Source organism: Acinetobacter lwoffii, assembly GCF_024129355.1.
GTDB classification, from domain to species: Bacteria; Pseudomonadota; Gammaproteobacteria; order Pseudomonadales; family Moraxellaceae; genus Acinetobacter; species Acinetobacter lwoffii_I.
Genome location: NZ_JAMXXP010000026.1, coordinates 1 through 18,855 on the forward strand (window position 1 = coordinate 1; position 18,855 = coordinate 18,855).

Genomic DNA, 18,855 nt, shown 5'->3' on the forward strand with positions numbered 1-18,855 from the left:
TTTGATAAACTGGCACGCAATTATAAATCTATGATTCGTATAGCCTGTATATTTATTTGGTGCAAAGCCAAATGAGGACACACCCTAATAGGGTTGCGCTTTTTTTTTGTGAGAGCAGGCTTAACATGTATTCTAAGACGGTCAGATGGAACCGGGTAATAACCATGAAACCCTGATTCAAGCTTTTGATCGACAACAATAACTGAAAAAATCTCTTGTTGATTAGCCAAATAATTCAATGTAGTACGGATAAATTTTACGTATTTAGTTGATCCTTTTTTCAGAATACCTTCTGCAACAAAATCACTCCACTGCGTATCTACCCTTCTACAATATGGAATAGTTTTCCCGTCTACTGTCGTGGATAAGAGAGAGCGCTCAAAATCAGCCAACTCATTGAATGTACTTTCCCATAACTGATGAATTTTAGCTTCCATCTTTGAAATAGATTCATGCGCTTCATTTTTAAATAAAAAAACCCCAAACACATAAAAACTGTCGTTTATACCAAACTCTAATTTATCAAAGCAGCAAAGCAGTCCTTCCACATGCTGAACTTTGCGTCGAAAAAATATTAAGTGCTTTTCATAACACTCCCTTACCTGTTGCAGTGTCTGAAATGATATAGAAGGTGAATCATAAAAACGATTAACATATAAAAGTTTAAGACTTATAAATTTAATGGATCGAGTATATTTAAAGCAATCATCTAGCCTTTGTTGGAAAGGAGTAATTCTCTGGTCCATTTCCTCAAAAAATTGATCTGTAATGCGAATTTGATTCTTGATAAAACTAGCCGTCTTCATGTCAATATTTTCTTTTGAAAAGTTACAACCAACAAATTGGGTTATATGACAACCTAACTTCTTTGCAAAAATTGCAGGGTATTCTAAACGACCTATCATTAAAGAGTAATTTTGAGATAAAGGAAAAACTGAAGTATGCGTAATTTTTTGTTGTGCAAATAAAGCGCTTATCTCAAGATCCAGACCTTGACGAGTATTTAAAACCGCTTGAAACAAGTCTAGGATTTGAGATTCTAATAAATCAGAAATATCTTCCCCATAAGCAGTAGATAAGCTAAACTCAAATAACTTATCAAGCAGGTGTAATTCTATATTTTCTATTATTTTCCGTTTTGGTTGTATTGTCTGTTCTTCATCAAAAAAATAATTAAAACATCTTAATCTTCTCCAGAAGCTGATCATTTCCAATATTTCTTTTTTCCTCTGTGTTGAACTTATTCGCTCTAGGTCCACTGTACTTACCCCTTTTTAATTTTATCCTATAAGCTATATGATATAACCCTATTTTTAAATTAACACCCTATTTTCACTTATTCAAAGTTAATTCAAAGACACAATAAATAATTAATACTTGATCGTAAGAACCTTATCAGCATACTCCTTTTATCATATGGTTTATAAAATTAATCGACAAATCTGCCGATAAAATGGACTGCCTAACTAAACAGAATTTCTTAAGGGAAAGCTTGTAAAGTAGAAAAATAATTTAGATATTGGATAAAAATCATCCTTTATTTTATTAGCCCTAATAAATATTTAGTCACTGACAATAGCAACGCTACATGCTCTCTTTAAACATAGGTTCTGTCACTTGAATCCGTCAATTAAAAAAAGGACTGAAAACTTTCTTTCCAGTCCTTTAGAATTTATAAAAAATTTCTAAATAATAATTTTCACTTATATACCCAAGCCTTCACCTGCTCCCCATACCACTCCATGATCCTTACGCGCTCATCCCAATACTGTGCTCGGTTATACGCCGAGCGAATTCTATTCTGGGGTACGTGAGCAAGCTGACGTTCAATAGCATCTGGATTAAACAGATTCGATTCGTTTACGACTGTACTGAATAGCGATCTAAAACCATGTGTGGTCATCCGACCTGTATAGCCCGAACGCTTGATCACGGCCAAAATAGACTCGCTACGCATAGGTTCTTTGTTATTTAAACGATGTGGGAAAAGTAACTCCTGATTATGAGTCAGTCTTAAAGATTGCAGCTCTTCAATCATCATGTCCGTCAACGGTACACGATGTGGAAGTCGGTTCTTCATTCGCTCTTCAGGAATATCCCACTTACGCCCCTCCAAATCAAACTCTTCCCAACGTGCTTGCAGTAACTCACTGACCCGAACGCCTGTCAGCATAATCAGGACAATGGCATGATGTGTTTGAGCATCGGCAGGATAAGCCTTAATACGTCTAAGAAATTCAGGCATCTCAGAGGCAGAAAGCGAAGCCAGGTTTTTGACCCTTTTATTCTTGAGGGCATAGACTAAATCACCTGCCGGATTGTCATAGCGATATCCATGGGCAATAGCGTATTTCATGACCATGCCACAACGAGACAAAGTACGTTTTGCAATTTCAAGCGAGCCTCTTGCCTCAATTTTCTTAATGATCTGCAGAATCTCAGGTGCCTGAATCTGATTAATACGCTTATTAGCAAGAACAATATAAAGCTCATCCAATGAAGCTCGAACATTACTGATGTGTTTGGATGACCAGGTTTCTTTTTGATTATTAAACCAATCTTCTGCAACTTCTTTGAAATAGGGCTTTAAGTCTTCATGCAATACTGAACGTGAATATCGATGCTTAAGCTCATATGCAAGCTCCCTTGCCTTTTTTAAGCTTAAATCTGGATATGGGCCAAGCGACTCAGACTTACGTTCACCATGGACAGTGACGCGTACATTCCAATATTTTTGACCTTTGGTGGTAATGATGAGGGATAAACCATGTAAATCCGAAAGACGATACTGTTTATCTCTCGGCTGTGCTTTTCTGCATTCAGTATCTGTAAGTGGCATGTCGATTACCCATAATTGATGTATTAATTTCTGGGTAAATTTTCCCAATATTTACCCGCAAAGAGCAAATATGGGGTCGAATAGGATCAGATAATATCGGACAAACAGGCATAAAAAAAAGCCTTTAAACATTGAGTTTAAAGGCTTTTTTAGATTCCGATGGATTACTTCGGAAAGAATTTTGGTGGAGGTGGCGGGAGTTGAACCCGCGTCCGCCAGCACTACGCTCGAGAATACTACATGCTTAGATATCGTCTATTGTTTTAACTCTTTGTGACCCGACGAACAGGGTACAAATCGCGATCCTCTTAATTTAGTACAAAGCCCCGAGGCTTGGCTTTATACGGACTTGTGTGCGTGCGCTTCAGTCGGACTCTCTAACCACAAGTATTCGGAGAGGCGGACAAGCTGCCCTTAGGCAGCTAGAGCGTATGATTCGTCGTTTGCGACTAAAAAATGCAAATTTGATTTACGAGAGAAAATGCGCTCTCGGCATGCATCTATGAGTTTCATCACCAGCGTCGAAGCCAGAAACACCCCCAAAGTACAAGGCAATCATAGCATAAATGTCAAAAATTACGATGTATTTTCTGAACATTTACACAACTTGATGCGCTTAATTACATTATTGCGCTAATATTTTACTTTTCAAGCCAAATAACAGAAAAATTATGAGCTATTTACTGGCACTAGATCAGGGAACTACGTCAAGTCGGGCCATTATTTTTAATGAACATGGACAAGTTCAGGCAACGGCTCAACGTGAAACGCATATCCACACCCCACATTCGGGCTGGGTGGAACAGGATGCTCAAGAAATCTGGAGCTCACAGATTGCCGTGGTACAACAAGCTTTGGCGACTGCAGGTATTCTGGCAAAAGATATTAAAGCCCTTGGCCTGACTAACCAGCGCGAAACGACCGTAGTCTGGGATCGTAGAAACGGCAAACCGCTCGCTCCGGCAATCGTCTGGCAGGACCGTCGTACATCTGACTGGTGTAACCGGCTGATTGAACAAGGCCTGATGTCCAAAATTCAGCAAAAAACCGGCCTACGGATTGATCCTTATTTTAGTGCGGGAAAACTGGTCTGGTTTTTAGAGCATGTCGAGGGGGTACGGGCACTTGCTGAACAGGGCCATGTGGCATTTGGCACTATCGATAGCTGGCTGATCTGGAATCTGACCCAAGGTGCAGAGCACGTCATTGAAGCCAGTAACGCTTCTCGTACCATGTTAATGAATCTGCAGCAACAATCGTGGGATGAAGAGCTACTCGAGCTGTTTAATATCCCGGTTTCGATCTTACCGAAAATTATCTCTTCTGACTGTTATGTCGCTGACACGGCTTCTGGCTTACTGGGGGCCAATATTCCCATTACCGGAATTTTGGGGGATCAGCAGTCTGCACTCTTTGGCCAGTCCTGTTTTGAGGTGGGCAGTGCTAAAAACACCTATGGTACTGGCTGCTTTATGCTGTTCAATACCGGACATAACATTCAGCTTAGCCAGAACAAGCTGCTTTCTACTCTCGCCTGGCAAGCCCAGGGCCAAACTACCTATGCGCTCGAAGGCAGCGTATTTATGGCTGGTGCTGTAGTGCAATGGTTACGCGATGGCCTCGGAATTATTCAAAAAAGCAGTGATGTGGAAAAACTGGCGCATCAGGTCGAGCATAGTGACGGCGTGGTTCTGGTTCCCGCATTTACCGGACTGGGCGCGCCGCATTGGGATAGTGAAGCACGTGCCTTACTCTGTGGCATGTCACGCGGTACGACCAAAGCGCATATCGCTCGTGCCGCATTAGAATCAATCGCCTTTCAGGTATCGGATGTGCTCAGTGCGATGCAATCTGATATTGCACATCCTCTTAAAGAACTGCGGGTTGATGGTGGTGCCAGCAGCAATGACATGCTGATGCAATTTCAGGCCGATATTCTGAATGTACCGGTACTGCGTCCGAAAATGCTGGAAGCTACTGCTTGGGGCGCGGCCGCTATGGCCGGATTAAAAGCTGGCGTATTTTCAAACCTGGATGAAATTTCCCAGTCCTGGCAGCTGGACCGTGCTTTTGAACCCAAAATGCAAAATGACGAAAGAGAAATGCATTTAGCCAAATGGCAAAATGCCTTGAAACGGGCTAAATCTGATCTCTAAATCCTCTAGGTTCATATTTGATCATCATAAAAAAGCACTGTTAAACAGTGCTTTTAACTCCCTCAGTTCACGATTTCATTAATAGGCATAAGAAGCAATCGCTGTTGCAATCGCCTTATCTTCATCATTGACCATGGTCATGCGCATGGTGCAGCCCTTACGCCCCAAACGTAAGGTTTCTGCACGCGCGATAAAATATTTGCCACGTCCAGGCGCCAGATAATCCACCCGCATATCGACCGTCGCCAGACGCGATACTTTTTTAATGGTATCTGCAATCGTTTCCGGTTCAGCTTTTTTATACAGCTCGCCCATGGCCACAATACCACCGACACTATCCAGTACAGTTGCAGCCAGACCGCCATGCAGAATCTGGAAAGCCACATTACCAATCATGAAATCCTGCATTTCTACATAGGCCTCAATCTGGCCCTCGACCACCCGCATGGTCATGCCGTTATGCTTAAAAAAAGGAGAGCTATTAAAAGCATGTACCAGCTGGTTCAGGACTACATCAATATCCACTTTCGAGCCCAGATGTATATTACCCGTCCAGTTTCTCTCTGTCTTACTCATCACTCTGCCCGAATCCACCACAATAAAAAACCGCTAATTTATGCCCAAAAATTTGAGTTAGGGCTACAATAGAGGCCTAGTTTAATACTGATTACTGAGATTTTTATGACTTATACGTTCAATCGTCCCGCGTTTCCTGCAACTCGCATGCGTCGTATTCGTAAAAATGAACATTTACGTTCGATGGTTCGTGAAACCCATCTCGCGGCAGATCATCTCATTTATCCAGTATTTGTCCTGCCAGGACAAAACCAGACCCAAGATATTCCAAGTATGCCGAATATCCAGCGCCTGTCAGCGGACTTGTTGTTAAAAAAATCAGAACGTCTGCTGGAACTCGGTGTCAATAAACTGGCGCTATTCCCCGTCACCCCACAAGAAGATAAAAGCCTGACTGCAGAAGCCGCATGGCGTGAAGATGGTCTGGTGCAAAACACCTTACGTTTATTGAAAAAAGAACTGCCAGAAATGGTGCTGATTACTGACGGCGCATTAGACCCGTATACCACGCATGGTCAGGATGGCATTATTGATGAGAACGGTTATGTCTTAAATGATGAAACGGTCGAGTGCCTGATTAAACAGGGCTTGAGCCATGCCGAAGCCGGTGCAGATGTATTTGCTCCAAGTGACATGATGGATGGCCGGATCGGTGCGATTCGTCAGGCCTTTGAGCAAAATGGTCATATCTATACTTCGATCATGGCCTATTCAGCCAAATATGCATCAAGTTTCTATGGCCCGTTCCGTGATGCAGTCGGTTCTGCCAGCAACTTAAAAGGCGGCAATAAATACAATTACCAGATGGATGTCGGTAACCGTGCTGAAGCCCTGCATGAAATTGCGCTGGATATTCAGGAAGGTGCAGACATGGTGATTGTTAAACCGGGCATGCCTTATCTGGATATCGTCCGCGAAGTCAAAGACACTTTTGGCGTACCAACCTTTGTCTATCAGGTCAGTGGCGAATACGCGATGCTGGCTGCGGCAATTCAAAATGGCTGGTTATCTGATAGCGTCATTTTAGAATCATTGATGAGCTGTCGTCGTGCCGGTGCAGATGGTATCTGGACCTATTTTGCTGAAGAAGCTGCGCTTAAACTGAAAGACATGAAGTAAAAGGATTTCGGCGCAATGCATATTGCCATTGTCGGCGCTGGCATCACCGGTTTGATGTCGGCGCTGGAACTGCTTGAACAGGGATGTTCTGTTACCCTTTTTGATCAACAGGCCGCCGGACAGGCTGCATCCTGGGCTGGAGGAGGAATCCTTTCCCCGATGTATCCGTGGCGTTATCCCGCTGCTGTAAATGCTCTGGCTCGACATGCCAAACCCATGTATCAGGACTGGAATCAAAAACTGCAACCTTTCACTGGCATCGATTTCCAGATTCATCAAACAGGTATGCTGATTTTTGATGAATCCGATTTTGAAATCGGTTTAAGTTATGCCAAAACACATCAGGATCCGCAGCAACAGGCAGAATTGCTTGATCAGGCTAAACTGCAACAGATCAATCCAAGAATTAATCAGAGCAAATTCAAGCAGGCGATTTATTTCCCTGAACTGGCGAATATCCGTAATCCACGGTTATTACAGTCGATCATTCACTATTTGAAGCAGCATCCTCGTGTCACCTGGCAAGAAGACTGTAAAATCACTCGGCTCAATATTCAGCAAGGCTGTGTAAAAAGTATCTCAGATGAACATAGCCAGGTTTTTCAGGCAGATCAATATGTGTTCACAACCGGAGCATGGTCGCAACACTGGTCACAGCAACTTGGTTTGGAAATTCCGGTACAGCCGGTTCAGGGCCAGATGCTGCTGTTTAAAACGCCAGAAAACTGGCTGCCGACCATGTGCATGCATAAGGTGATGTACCTGATTCCACGTCAGGATGGACATGTTTTATGTGGTTCCAGTATGCGTCAGGTCGGTTTTGACACCTCGCCTTCTAGTGAAATCCGGCAGGATATTTTACAGGCGTGTATCGAGATGGTACCGGAACTGGCAGATTTTCCGCTGGTCAAGCAATGGGCCGGATTAAGACCCAGCTCACCCGATGGTATTCCCTATATTGGCAAAATTCCCAAGCTACATAATGCCTGGACCAATTTTGGACATTTCCGGAATGGTTTATGCATGGGGCCGGCATCAGGCAAACTACTCGCTCAACTCATCCTTAAACAAATGCCAATCATTGATCCAGCTCCTTATGATCCTGTCCGTTTATTAGAGCCCAGTCGTTTAGTGCTTTAGGATATTATCCAGTGCTTCTTTCAGAGTTGGATAATGAAACTGGAATCCAGCCTCCTGCAAGGCTTTGGACTGTACATACTGACCGTTTAAGACCAGTTGTGACTGTTCTCCCAGCATCATTTTCAGACTGCATGCGGGTAGTGGAAGTAAGGGTTTGCGCTTCAGAATCTGGGCCGCAGTTCGTGCAAACTGGGCCTGACTACTTTTTTCTGGCGCGACCACATTAAAGATCTGCTCGGCTGTATCCTCAAGTATCAAGAATTCAATCGCACGCAGCACATCCCCTAGATGCACCCAAGTCACTGGCTGGCGTCCATGACCAATCCGTCCGAACAGATTCAATTTAATCGGCAATAGCATCTGCGGAAGAATCCCGCCACCTTTACCAAACACCACCGCAAAGCGAACAATCTTGGTGTTCTGGTTAGTATAGGATAAAGCCAGCTGCTCCCACTTCGCACAAAGTTCAGACATAAAAATATCTTGTGGCGGACTTTGCTCCGTGCAGACCTGTTCCCAGCGCTCTGTCGGATCAATGCCATAATAACCAACGGCCGATGTTGAAATAATCCGTTTCGGTCTAAGCTGATTTTTTTCTAAATAATCAAATAACCGTTTGGTGCTATCTAAACGGCTATCCAGCAATTTCTTTTTACGCGCTGCCGTCCAACGGCCTTGACCGATGCTTTCGCCAGCCAGATTGACCACATAATCAATCTGATGCTGTTTTAATTCTTCCAGCTGGTTAATCCAGTGGAAGTCCGGATGTGGTTCACGTTTATTTTTCTGACGGGTCAGACCAATCACCCGATAATCCCGTTCCAGTAAAAAATGCACGAGATGACTGCCAATAAAACCACTCGCTCCCGTCACCAGCACTACAGGTTTATACATTAGTCATTCTTCGCCTTATTATTTTCTTGGTTTAAATTATACGCCACTCATCTTCAGCTTTTTAAACCAAGAAGATCTTTGTAGTGGAGAATTTGTATCTTTCATCATTCAATTAATTTATGAAGATCGGGTCACAAAATGATTCATCTATATTCACTGAGGCGAATGGCCAAACATTTTCTCTGCCATACGCTGGGCCTGCTTGCCATAAAACCAGTACGTCAGTAGATATAGTGGAATTGCGATCATCAGGAACATGATCAGCACAATGCTCATAAACTGTGGTTGCTGTAGATACAGCAGAAAGTCCTGCCAGGCATTCGGATTGGAACGGGTGGCGATCACAATACCGAGCAAAAGAAATAATAAATTATAGCCCCAATAAATCAGGCTAAAACCGAGCGTGAATTTTTTACGCTCTGCCTGGGTCGGCGCACGTTTTTGCTGTTTTAGAAATTTAAAAAGCACCCAAATCATGGCCACCAGATAGGGAACAATCGTCAAGACTGCACCCATGCCCATCGGCAGCAAGGCTGCCAGTACACCGCAAATACAGGTAAAAATAAAACATATAACGAAAAACCAGATAAAATAACGACTTAGCGGCAACATATGCATGACTCAGTGATCTTCAACAAGCTAGTATAAAAAAAATCAGGTTTTTTTTCATTTTATTGTCAACCATCCACTACAAGGTGACGTTATATAGGGTACAAGGTACAAAAATTTGGACTGGCATCCACGAATTTTTGCTGACCTTTAGAGCTAAAGCAATAAGTCCAGTGTACAGGGAAATTTTGAATAGCAGCCAAAATCTTCATGTAACACAAATTTGACCGACGATTTCATCATCACTCGAATCGTCGGTTTTTATTTTTTTAAAATCCTTATTTTTTTAAAATCTGATAGCTTGCAGAGCCTTCGATATCTGATGATTTAGTTGTAATCCTTTGCTTATTTTCATACTGATCAAAATAAATTCAGCCCCCACATCACAAACAATTCGCTGAAATATCGTTTTCAAGTAGATTTTTACCTGTGCTTTTTCCTATAGTAGCAAGGCAGATATTAGGGGTTCATTACATGGCGGTTCATTTTCTTCACACTTCCGATTGGCATCTGGGACAATTTTTCCATAACCATGACCGTGAATTTGAACATGCGCAGTTTTTGACTTGGCTACTTGAGCAAATTAAAGCAAAGCAACCGCATGCCTTGCTGATTGCCGGCGATATTTTTGATGTGATCAATCCCGCTTCCAGTGCGCAAAGACAGCTATACCAGTTTCTGGCCGATGCCCACGATCTGGCGCCACATATGCAGACCCTGATGATTGCAGGCAATCATGATTCCGGTTACCGGATTGAGCAGGTTGAACCCTTGCTGGCCAAATTTAATGCCAAAGCAGTGGGAATCGTAGGCCGCACTGCAGAAAATACCCTGAATCTGGATCGGCTGCTTATTCCTATTTATGATCGGGATAAAAATATCATCGCCTGGTGTCTGACCCTGCCCTATTTACGCAGTGCCGAAATTACCGGACTAAATGAACATACCAGCAATAGCCAGAACGCGATCAGTTATCTGCATCAACAACTGATTGCCGAAGCCAAAGCCCGCAAACAGCCACATCAGGCACTGATTTTAATGTCACATGCGCACATGCAAGGTGGTGAGACGTCCGACTCTGAACGTCCGATTATTGTTGGCAATGAAGAGGCGCTGTCGACGGCGCTATTTGATGACGTGATTGATTATGTCGCGCTGGGGCATTTGCATAAACCGCAAAAGGTCGGTCAGCCGCATATTCGCTATAGTGGCTCTCCGATTCCGCTGTCATTTAGTGAGATTAATTATAAGCATCAAATAGTTGAAGTCAGGATTGATCCCGAACAAAACCCGGAAAACCGCTTTCAGTACGATGCCTTAAGCATTCCGCGTACTGTCGAGCTGTTCCGCATTCGTGAAAAGCTGGAAAATTTAATCACTACAATTCAGGCCTTGCCTGCCGGAGAAATCGAGCAGCTTTCTGCACGGCATTTTCTGGAGGTGGAATACACGACCGATGCGCCGCCTCCGGTAGATCTGCGTCAGCAAATAGAACAGGCCCTACCTGCTAACCGTTACCGACTGCTGCGCATCAGCCGGATTTACCAGCAACAGGTCGACCTTAGTTCAAGCCAGTCTAAAATTGATCTGGCACCCCCTACTCCGGAATCGCTATTTTTCAATATCTGGAAAAAAATGGGCTATGAGCAGGATCACTCGGTACAACGGGATTTTCAGGAATTACTGAATGAAGCCCAACACGAACTTGCACAAAAACAACAAGCCTAGGATCGGCCATGAAAATTTTACGTCTAAGTCTTAATAATCTGGCCTCCCTCACCGGCACCCATCATATTGATTTTGAATCGAGTCCTTTGGCTCATGCCGGCCTGATTGCCATCACCGGCAAGACTGGTGCCGGGAAATCTACCCTGCTCGATGCCATGTGCCTGGCGCTATACAATGAAATTCCTCGCCTAAAAGGTGCCACAGGCAGCCTGAAAGATACTGGCGGTCAGGATGTGTCCATCAAGGATTCCAAGAATATTCTGCGCCGTGGCTGCGTGCATGGTTTTGCCGAACTGGAATTTATTGCACTCGACAGCAAACGCTATATGGCACGCTGGGAAATTAAACGGGCACGCCAGAAAGTCGATGGCAATCTAAAAGTAGACCGCTACGTCAAATGTCTGGATGATGACACGACACTGACGCAAAAAATATCGGAAGTCACCCCCCTCATTGAAAAACTGGTAGGCTTAAGTTTTGAGCAGTTTACCCGCGCAGTTTTATTGCCACAGTCAGAAGTCGGTGCCTTTCTTAAAGCCAAAGACAATGAGCGTGCAGATTTGCTGGAATATCTGACTAATTCACAGATTTTCAGTCTGGTCAGTCAGAAAGCCGCAGAGAAATTCAGCGAAGTCAAAAACAAGCGCAACGATCTGGAAAAGCTGATCGGGCATATTGAAATTCTGTCTGAAGAAGACATCAGCGCTTTACAACAGCAGCAGAACTCTTTGTCTTTGCAACTTCAGAATTTGCAGCAATCAGAAAAACTGCTAGAAAATGAGAAACAATGGCATCTGGACCGACATAAACTCTATGCAGAAGTCCATGCCAAAAAAGAAGTCTACGAAGTACAGCAAGATGCAGTAAATAAATCTGCAGGACAGCAACAGCTACTGGAGCAGCTGGATGAATTCCAGTCGATTCGGGATCAGTTTGTGAGTCGTACCCGTCTAGCCCCTCAAAAAGAGCAGATTCAGCACCAGCACACCCAATTTACGCTGGAATTTGAAACGCTCAAACAGAGCTTTGTAGCAGAAGAAGCCAAACTTACAGCCTTACAACAACAGCAGCACCAGTTTCAGCAACACTTGGCAAACCTGAAACCGCATCTGGAGGCAGGTTTAAGGCTGGATCATGCAATTGATACTGTATCAGAGCAGTACAAAAAACTGCATACAGAACAAAGCCAGTTTAAAACCCTTCGTTTACAGCCTTTAGAAGAACAACTGCAACAGCAACAACAGACTTTGAATCAGCTACAAGCTCGGCAAGAAAAGGTTGCACAGCAATTGGCTGAATCTGGCTTTTTAAATGTATTCGATCTGGAGCCGCAAAGTACCTTGCAACGCATACAAGACTTTATGCGTCAGTATCAGCAACTACAGCAACAAAATCCGGACAGCCTGAAGCAGCCTTTGCCTGAACTGGAAAAAACCGTTACAGCACTTTCAGAAAATCTGAATCAGTGGATACAACAGTATCATAGTCTGGAACAACTGGATCAGCAGCTCAAAACGATTCAGGAAACGCGTCAACAGGGCCAAGCTGAACAGCGTCAGCTCGACCTGCTGCAGCAACGTGTGCAATATGCAGTTCAACAGTCACAAGAATTTGAACAACTGCAATCGACTGTACGCACTCAACAGCAGCAGTTGAAAGCGCTGCAAGATGCTAAACAGATGCAGCAACAACAGATTCAAGCCGAACAACAGGCCTATGAACAACTGGAACAGATACTTGCCCAGCAACGTTTATTGCATGCACAAAGTGTGCAGGATCTTCGTGCCCAGTTAAAACCGGATGAGCCATGCATGGTCTGTGGGAGTTCCACCCATCCTTTTGTTGATGCAGCCCATGAACGTCTGGAACACAGCCTGAACCAGTTACAGGAACAACAGCTACACCAGGCGAAACAGCAGCTCGATCAGCAACTGCAATCTCAGCAGCAGCAACGCATTGAAATATCCAAAGCACAAACAGTAATTGAGCAACAGCAACAGCGTTGCCAGATCCTGCAAAACCAGATTCAACAATCCTCTGCTGACTGTAAATCTCAACTACTTAAACTGGAAGTGGTTACCGAGCAGCACAATGATCTTCCTACATTCATCCAGTTACTGGCGAATCACACTCAAAGTCTGGTCCAGCAGCTAGAACTATCACAACAGCAGGAACAACAGCTCCAGCAACAATTACAACAATGGCGTCAACAACAACAGCAATTGCACCAATTACAACTGGCTCTACAGCAACGTCAGCAACTCGACCAGCTGATACACCCAGTTTTAAGCATACTGCCCGAGCAGTACCAGTCGCAGCCACCTATGCTCTGCTTACCTCAGTTGCAACGACAAGTAGAGCACCGCATGCAGCACTTGGCAGTACAAAAGCAGCTGGAATCTGACCTGCATCAACAGCAGCAGATATTGGAAAAGAGCCAGTATCAACTACAATTGGAACAGCAAAATTTTGCTCAATTGAGCCAGTCTGTAGAGCAGTTGATTCAGCAAGGCAAAGACCTGCGTCAACAACTGGCTGAACTGACCAAAGAGCATGCAGGACAAGTCTATCGTGTCGCTGCAGAATGGCGTGATGCACTAGATCTACAAGCCAAGACCTTAGAGCAGGCTTTAGAACAACAGCGTCAATGCACGGCGCAGGCCGAAAAACAGTGGCATCAAACCCACTTAAAACTGCAAGAATTTATCAGCCAACTTCAGCAGATCGATCAGCAATTGGCTCAATATCAGCAAGATATTCACGCATGGCAAGCAGCACATCCTCAAGTGACGGCAGCTCAAATTGAACAATGGCTCAGTATTGATCTGAGCAACCATCAACGCATTCGTCAGAATCTGGCCAACCAGAAACAGGCACTCGAAAATGCCAGAACAGCCTGGCAATTACTGGAAGAACAATATCAGGCCCATTTAAAACTACAGCCAGAACATGAATTTGAGGAAATTGAACAAAAGCTTGACATGCTGCATCAGGAAAAAATAATGCAGCAGGAAGTGCTCAATGAAACTGATGCCAAACTGCGTATGAATGCCAATAATCAAAACACCTATGCCAAATATCAGCAGCAAATTGAGCAGATCAAAGCCGAAGAATATCGCTGGGGGCGCATTTACGATCTGATCGGACATAAGGAAGGCACCAAATTCCAGAAAATTGCCCAGGAACATCACCTGGATATTCTGGTGGAATATGCAAATCAGCAGTTGCAACCGTTGGCACCCCGCTATCAGTTACACCGTATTCCGGACAGCCTGAGTCTGGCGATTATTGATCTGGACATGAATAGTGAAGTCCGCCCTGTGCTGTCTCTATCGGGAGGTGAAACCTTCCTGGTTTCATTGGCTTTGGCTTTGGCAATTGCCAATATGGCCTCCGGCTCCATGAAACTGGAATCACTGTTTATTGATGAAGGTTTCGGGACGCTAGATCCGGCATCCTTACATATGGTCATGAATGCGCTGGATCATTTGCAAAGTCAGGGCCGTAAAGTCGTCTTGATCTCGCATGTACAGGAAATGCATGAACGGATTCCGGTACAAATTCAGGTCAAACCGGTCGGTGCAGGCGCCAGCACTATTCAGATTATAGGTTAAAGATCATGAATACTGCCCCGGACAAGCTCTCGCCCCATTTCAGCTTACAGCTTGAGAGCCTACGGGGTATCAGTGCCATTGTGGTGTTATTCAGTCACTGCTTTCAGGCATTTATTGGGCCTTTCGATACCAGCATTTATTCATGGATACGCCTGCTTGGGCAGGCTGCAGTCATGATTTTCTTTGCCTTAAGTGGCTATCTGATCGGCTATTCAATCCAGTACAACATTCATCAGCATGGTCAGTTCAATCTGCACCATTATGCCCGACAGCGTGGCCGCAGAATTTTACCGCCCTTTCTGTTTGCCATGGGGTTGACCCTGGTTTTATATCTGCTTGCTCCACTATTATTTACCAGCCACACGCATGCTTTTCAACACAGTTTTGGCATGATGATCCGGACTGACTATAGTATAGACATGATGGAGTTTGTTGGCTCGCTGCTATTTTTGAATAGCTTTGTGACGCCAACGGTTTCAGCCAATGCTGCGCTCTGGAGTCTGAGCTATGAAGTGTGGTTTTATGTGCTGGCCGGATTCTTACCTTTTTTAAAAAATTCGGAAATCGCCAAAATCGGGTTTTTTATGGTTCTGGCTATACTATCAGTACTGAACATCCAGTTTTTTATTTATTTTCTGGTCTGGCTCACTGCCTTTGCTTGTTCATTTCGATATATCCAGCTACGTTTTTTAAACCGCTTACAATCAGTCAAATTAGCCCTATTCGGCTTGGCATTTCTAATCGCCTGTTTTGATGCTTACCAGTTTCAGGTGATTGATGAGGCCCAGCAATACCGCGCTGCGAATTTTGCCCCTTTTAATTTCTGTGTGGGTCTGGCCTTTAGCTGCTGGCTGGTACAGCTCCAGCATCGACGCAGTCATTATCATCCGGTCTGGGTTCAATCCGCAGACTTTTCCTATACCTTGTATGTCACCCATTTCCCATTACTTTTATTTATTTTGGGCTGTATTCCGGCAACTTTGGCCTATGGTCTGGGCGGAGCAATTTTAGCTTTGCTTGCCAGCATGTGCAGCTTAATAGTTTTTGCCTGGTTAATGGCCAAATGGCTCGAACCAGCCAGAAAAAAAGCGTTATCCAATACCCTGCGATAACGCTTTGCTGCAAAAAACTGACATTAGTAGTTTATACATCTTTTTTAGGCCGTGCACCAAATAGGGCTGTGCCAACACGAACCATGGTAGAACCCGCAGCAATCGCTTCGGTCATATCCCCAGACATGCCCATACTTAAAGTATCCCAATCTTCAGGGTGTGCATGCTGAACTTTGACTGCATCAAATAAAACTTTGGCATCAGCAAAGGCTTGAGGATTATTCGGTGCAGGAATCACCATCAGGCCACGTAAACGTACATTCGGCAGTTGGCTGATTTGTGCCACCAGTTCTGCGACTTCTTCCGGCTGGCAGCCATCTTTGGTATCCTGGCCATCAATATTCACCTGAATACAGATATTCAGTGCGGACTGATTATCTCCACGCTGATTTGATAAACGCTCGGCAATAATCAGGCGATCGACTCCATGTACCCAGGCAAAATTTTCCGCCAGAGCCTTGGTTTTGTTGCGCTGCACATGACCAATAAAATGCCATTCAATCTCCAGCTCTTTCAGTGCCGTGATTTTTTCCAGCGCTTCCTGCAAGTAATTTTCACCAAAAGCACGTTGCCCTGCCTGATACATATCTGCCAGCACGCTACTCGGCTGGGTCTTGGAAACGGCAAGCAGTTGCACCGCATCTGCTTCGCGGCCGGCCTGAATACAGGCAGTTTCAATTTGCACTAAGACCTGATTTCGTGACTGTTGCAACATATTCATTGATGGGGTTCTCATTTCATTCATCTTTTTTTCCCTTGCCCATGAACTAAGTGTTGGTTAAGCTGTGGGAAAGCCTTATTATTCTATCAAAATAATTAACATTTTAATGAACTCGGGGACCTTATGGATATCACAGAATTGTTGGCATTTTCTGCTAAAAATGGTGCGTCGGATTTACACTTGTCTGCGGGCTTACCGCCAATGATTCGTGTCGATGGGGAAGTTCGTCGCATCAACCTGCCAGCATTAGAACACAAAGAAGTGCATAAACTCGTTTATGACATCATGAACGATAAACAGCGCCGTGATTTTGAAGAAAATCTGGAAACTGACTTTTCTTTTGAAGTGCCTGGCGTGGCACGTTTCCGTGTCAACGCATTTAACCAGAACCGCGGTGCCGGTGCGGTATTCCGTACCATTCCCTCTAAAGTACTGACCCTTGAAGATCTGGGCATGGGACAGATTTTTAAAGATATCTGTGAATATCCACGTGGTCTGGTACTAGTCACAGGTCCAACCGGTTCGGGTAAATCAACTACCTTGGCGGCGATGCTGGATTATATTAATGACAACCGCTATGACCATATTCTGACCGTCGAAGATCCGATCGAATTTGTGCATCAGTCCAAGAAATGTTTGATTAACCAGCGTGAAGTGCATCGTGATACGCATGGCTTTAATGAAGCATTACGTTCTGCATTACGTGAAGATCCGGATATTATTCTGGTCGGTGAGATGCGTGACCTTGAAACCATTCGTCTGGCTTTAACTGCGGCAGAAACTGGTCACCTTGTTTTCGGCACCCTGCATACCACCTCAGCGGCCAAAACCATTGACCGTGTGATCGACGTATTCCCTGCTGAAGAAAAAGACATGGTACGCGCCATGTTGTCTGAATCCCTACAAGCCGTAGTTTCACAGGCTCTACTGAAGAAAAATGGCGGTGGGCGTGTCGCAGCGCATGAAATAATGATCGGTATTCCGGCGATCCGTAACCTGATCCGTGAAAACAAAGTCGCACAAATGTACTCGGCAATCCAGACCGGTGCCAACTATGGCATGACCACACTGGACCAGACTCTGAAAACACTGGTATCCAAAGGTTTGATCAGCCCGCAAGTTGCACGTACTGCAGCCAAACAGCCAGAAGCATTTTTATAAAAAAATTGAATTGTATTGGGGTTTATATACATGGATTTTAACGGCTTACTCGATTATATGGTGGAGAAAAAAGCATCGGATCTGTTCATTACTGCCGATGTCGAACCGTCCATCAAGATTAATGGGCAGATTTTACCAATTGGTTCGGTAAAATTACCCGGTGCGGCAGTAGGACAATTGCTCCATTCCATCATGACCGAAAAACAGCGTAAAGAATTTGCTGACAGTCGTGAATGTAACTTTGCCATCAGCACGCCGGATAAAAGTGCCCGCTTCCGTGTCAGTGCCTTTCAGCAACGCGATCAACCGGGGATGGTTTTGCGTCGGATTGAAACCGTCATTCCGACCATGGATGAACTCAAGTTACCGCCCATTTTAAAAGAACTGGCGATGACCAAACGTGGCATCATTATTTTTGTCGGGGCAACCGGTACTGGTAAATCAACCTCGCTGGCGTCTTTGGTCGGTTATCGTAATGAAAATTCCAAAGGTCATATCATTACCATTGAAGATCCGATCGAATTTATTCACCAGCATAAGGGCTGTATTATCACCCAGCGTGAAGTCGGCATTGATACGGATTCATTTGAAATTGCCCTGAAAAACACCTTGCGTCAGGCACCAGATGTGATTCTGATTGGTGAGATCCGTTCACGTGAAACCATGGATTATGCGATTGCCTTTGCCGAAACCGGTCATCTGGTCTTTGCTACCCTGCACGCCAACAACGCCAACCAAGCGATTGACCGGATTATCCATTTCTTCGAAGCAGACCGGCATAATCAGCTGTTCATGGACTTGTCCCTGAACATGAAAGCCATTGTGGCACAGCAACTGATTCCAACCATCGATGGCAATGGTCGCCGTGCAGCGATTGAGATTCTGATTAACTCACCACTGATTGCCGACTTGATTCGTAAAGGTGATGTGCATGAGATTAAGGATCTGATGAAGCGTTCCCGTGAACTGGGCATGCAGACCTTCGATCAGGCGCTCTATGATCTCTATAAAGCCAAACAGATCAGCTATAAAGATGCACTGAAACATGCAGATTCACCAAACGACCTGCGTCTGCAAATCAAGCTCTCAGAAGAAGGTGGCAGCCACTTATTACGTGCGCATTCCAACATTACCTTTGATGGTCAGTCCTGATCATCTTGAAGGCATAAAAAAACAGGCTTCCCAT

At 44.4% G+C, this 18,855-nt stretch carries 14 protein-coding genes and 1 other RNA gene; 8 read left to right on the top strand and 7 right to left on the bottom strand.

Annotated elements, in window-relative coordinates:
- Window positions 1–20 precede the first annotated feature (20 nt).
- The 3 genes from NI468_RS11780 to ssrA all read right to left on the bottom strand — a co-directional run bounded on the left by NI468_RS11780 (window position 21) and on the right by ssrA (window position 3,380).
- Complete coding sequence (locus NI468_RS11780; protein ID WP_253102059.1) at window positions 21–1,259, bottom strand: hypothetical protein; 1,239 nt, start codon at window positions 1,257–1,259, stop codon at window positions 21–23.
- A gap of 440 nt (window positions 1,260–1,699) precedes the next feature.
- A complete protein-coding gene (locus tag NI468_RS11785) occupies window positions 1,700–2,839 on the bottom strand; it encodes a tyrosine-type recombinase/integrase (protein ID WP_100328909.1) in 1,140 nt (379 codons plus the stop codon).
- Between the two features lie 182 nt (window positions 2,840–3,021).
- Window positions 3,022–3,380: a transfer-messenger RNA gene (gene ssrA / locus NI468_RS11790) on the bottom strand.
- A 130-nt stretch (window positions 3,381–3,510) separates the two neighbouring features.
- Between ssrA and glpK the strand changes: the two genes are divergently transcribed.
- Complete coding sequence (gene glpK, locus NI468_RS11795) at window positions 3,511–4,995, top strand: glycerol kinase GlpK (protein ID WP_216986598.1); 1,485 nt, start codon at window positions 3,511–3,513, stop codon at window positions 4,993–4,995.
- Window positions 4,996–5,073: 78 nt separating this feature from the next.
- On the opposite strand, the gene NI468_RS11800 is transcribed toward glpK, so the two are convergent.
- Window positions 5,074–5,571 (bottom strand): thioesterase family protein, encoded by a 498-nt coding sequence (locus NI468_RS11800; RefSeq protein ID WP_004646146.1) that lies wholly within the window; start codon window positions 5,569–5,571, stop codon window positions 5,074–5,076.
- Window positions 5,572–5,676: 105 nt separating this feature from the next.
- Between NI468_RS11800 and hemB the strand changes: the two genes are divergently transcribed.
- Complete coding sequence (gene hemB, locus NI468_RS11805; RefSeq protein ID WP_004646145.1) at window positions 5,677–6,690, top strand: porphobilinogen synthase; 1,014 nt, start codon at window positions 5,677–5,679, stop codon at window positions 6,688–6,690.
- Window positions 6,691–6,705: 15 nt separating this feature from the next.
- Complete coding sequence (gene thiO, locus NI468_RS11810; protein WP_253102062.1) at window positions 6,706–7,830, top strand: glycine oxidase ThiO; 1,125 nt, start codon at window positions 6,706–6,708, stop codon at window positions 7,828–7,830.
- On the opposite strand, the gene NI468_RS11815 is transcribed toward thiO, so the two are convergent.
- Complete coding sequence (locus NI468_RS11815) at window positions 7,819–8,724, bottom strand: TIGR01777 family oxidoreductase (RefSeq protein ID WP_216986596.1); 906 nt, start codon at window positions 8,722–8,724, stop codon at window positions 7,819–7,821. The genes thiO and NI468_RS11815 overlap by 12 nt on opposite strands.
- 153 nt (window positions 8,725–8,877) lie before the next feature.
- Window positions 8,878–9,336: an ABZJ_00895 family protein gene (locus NI468_RS11820; protein ID WP_004646142.1), complete on the bottom strand. Its 459-nt coding sequence runs from the start codon at window positions 9,334–9,336 to the stop codon at window positions 8,878–8,880.
- 471 nt (window positions 9,337–9,807) lie between these two features.
- Here NI468_RS11820 and NI468_RS11825 point away from each other — a divergent pair, with 471 nt between their 5' ends.
- Genes NI468_RS11825 through NI468_RS11835 form a run of 3 tightly spaced genes read left to right on the top strand, consistent with a single transcriptional unit; the run spans window position 9,808 to window position 15,787 of the window.
- Entirely contained in the window at window positions 9,808–11,061 is a 1,254-nt protein-coding gene (locus NI468_RS11825) for an exonuclease SbcCD subunit D (protein ID WP_216986595.1), read from the top strand.
- 8 nt (window positions 11,062–11,069) lie between these two features.
- A complete protein-coding gene (locus NI468_RS11830) occupies window positions 11,070–14,675 on the top strand; it encodes an AAA family ATPase (protein ID WP_253102065.1) in 3,606 nt (1,201 codons plus the stop codon).
- Window positions 14,676–14,680: 5 nt separating this feature from the next.
- Entirely contained in the window at window positions 14,681–15,787 is a 1,107-nt protein-coding gene (locus NI468_RS11835) for an acyltransferase family protein (protein ID WP_253102067.1), read from the top strand.
- Between the two features lie 31 nt (window positions 15,788–15,818).
- Here the strand turns inward: NI468_RS11835 and NI468_RS11840 are convergent, their stop codons facing one another.
- Complete coding sequence (locus tag NI468_RS11840) at window positions 15,819–16,508, bottom strand: YggS family pyridoxal phosphate-dependent enzyme (protein ID WP_253102088.1); 690 nt, start codon at window positions 16,506–16,508, stop codon at window positions 15,819–15,821.
- 123 nt (window positions 16,509–16,631) lie between these two features.
- On the opposite strand from NI468_RS11840, the gene NI468_RS11845 reads away from it, so the two are divergent.
- Together NI468_RS11845 and NI468_RS11850 are read left to right on the top strand one after the other, a co-directional pair.
- Window positions 16,632–17,669 carry a type IV pilus twitching motility protein PilT gene (locus NI468_RS11845; RefSeq protein WP_004279279.1) on the top strand — a complete coding sequence of 346 codons (1,038 nt, stop codon included), beginning with the start codon at window positions 16,632–16,634 and terminating at the stop codon, window positions 17,667–17,669.
- Between the two features lie 30 nt (window positions 17,670–17,699).
- Entirely contained in the window at window positions 17,700–18,821 is a 1,122-nt protein-coding gene (locus tag NI468_RS11850) for a PilT/PilU family type 4a pilus ATPase (RefSeq protein WP_004279277.1), read from the top strand.
- Window positions 18,822–18,855 lie beyond the last annotated feature (34 nt).

What these genes read in the sequence shown, in the direction of transcription:
- NI468_RS11830 (WP_253102065.1), top strand. Translation starts at nt 11,070, where the DNA reads ATGAAAATTTTACGTCTAAGTCTTAATAATCTGGCCTCCCTCACCGGC.
- glpK (WP_216986598.1), top strand. Translation starts at nt 3,511, where the DNA reads ATGAGCTATTTACTGGCACTAGATCAGGGAACTACGTCAAGTCGGGCC.
- NI468_RS11800 (WP_004646146.1), bottom strand. Translation starts at nt 5,571, where the DNA reads ATGAGTAAGACAGAGAGAAACTGGACGGGTAATATACATCTGGGCTCG.
- thiO (WP_253102062.1), top strand. Translation starts at nt 6,706, where the DNA reads ATGCATATTGCCATTGTCGGCGCTGGCATCACCGGTTTGATGTCGGCG.
- NI468_RS11825 (WP_216986595.1), top strand. Translation starts at nt 9,808, where the DNA reads ATGGCGGTTCATTTTCTTCACACTTCCGATTGGCATCTGGGACAATTT.
- NI468_RS11785 (WP_100328909.1), bottom strand. Translation starts at nt 2,839, where the DNA reads ATGCCACTTACAGATACTGAATGCAGAAAAGCACAGCCGAGAGATAAA.
- hemB (WP_004646145.1), top strand. Translation starts at nt 5,677, where the DNA reads ATGACTTATACGTTCAATCGTCCCGCGTTTCCTGCAACTCGCATGCGT.
- NI468_RS11820 (WP_004646142.1), bottom strand. Translation starts at nt 9,336, where the DNA reads ATGTTGCCGCTAAGTCGTTATTTTATCTGGTTTTTCGTTATATGTTTT.
- NI468_RS11815 (WP_216986596.1), bottom strand. Translation starts at nt 8,724, where the DNA reads ATGTATAAACCTGTAGTGCTGGTGACGGGAGCGAGTGGTTTTATTGGC.
- NI468_RS11850 (WP_004279277.1), top strand. Translation starts at nt 17,700, where the DNA reads ATGGATTTTAACGGCTTACTCGATTATATGGTGGAGAAAAAAGCATCG.
- NI468_RS11845 (WP_004279279.1), top strand. Translation starts at nt 16,632, where the DNA reads ATGGATATCACAGAATTGTTGGCATTTTCTGCTAAAAATGGTGCGTCG.
- NI468_RS11835 (WP_253102067.1), top strand. Translation starts at nt 14,681, where the DNA reads ATGAATACTGCCCCGGACAAGCTCTCGCCCCATTTCAGCTTACAGCTT.
- NI468_RS11840 (WP_253102088.1), bottom strand. Translation starts at nt 16,508, where the DNA reads ATGAATATGTTGCAACAGTCACGAAATCAGGTCTTAGTGCAAATTGAA.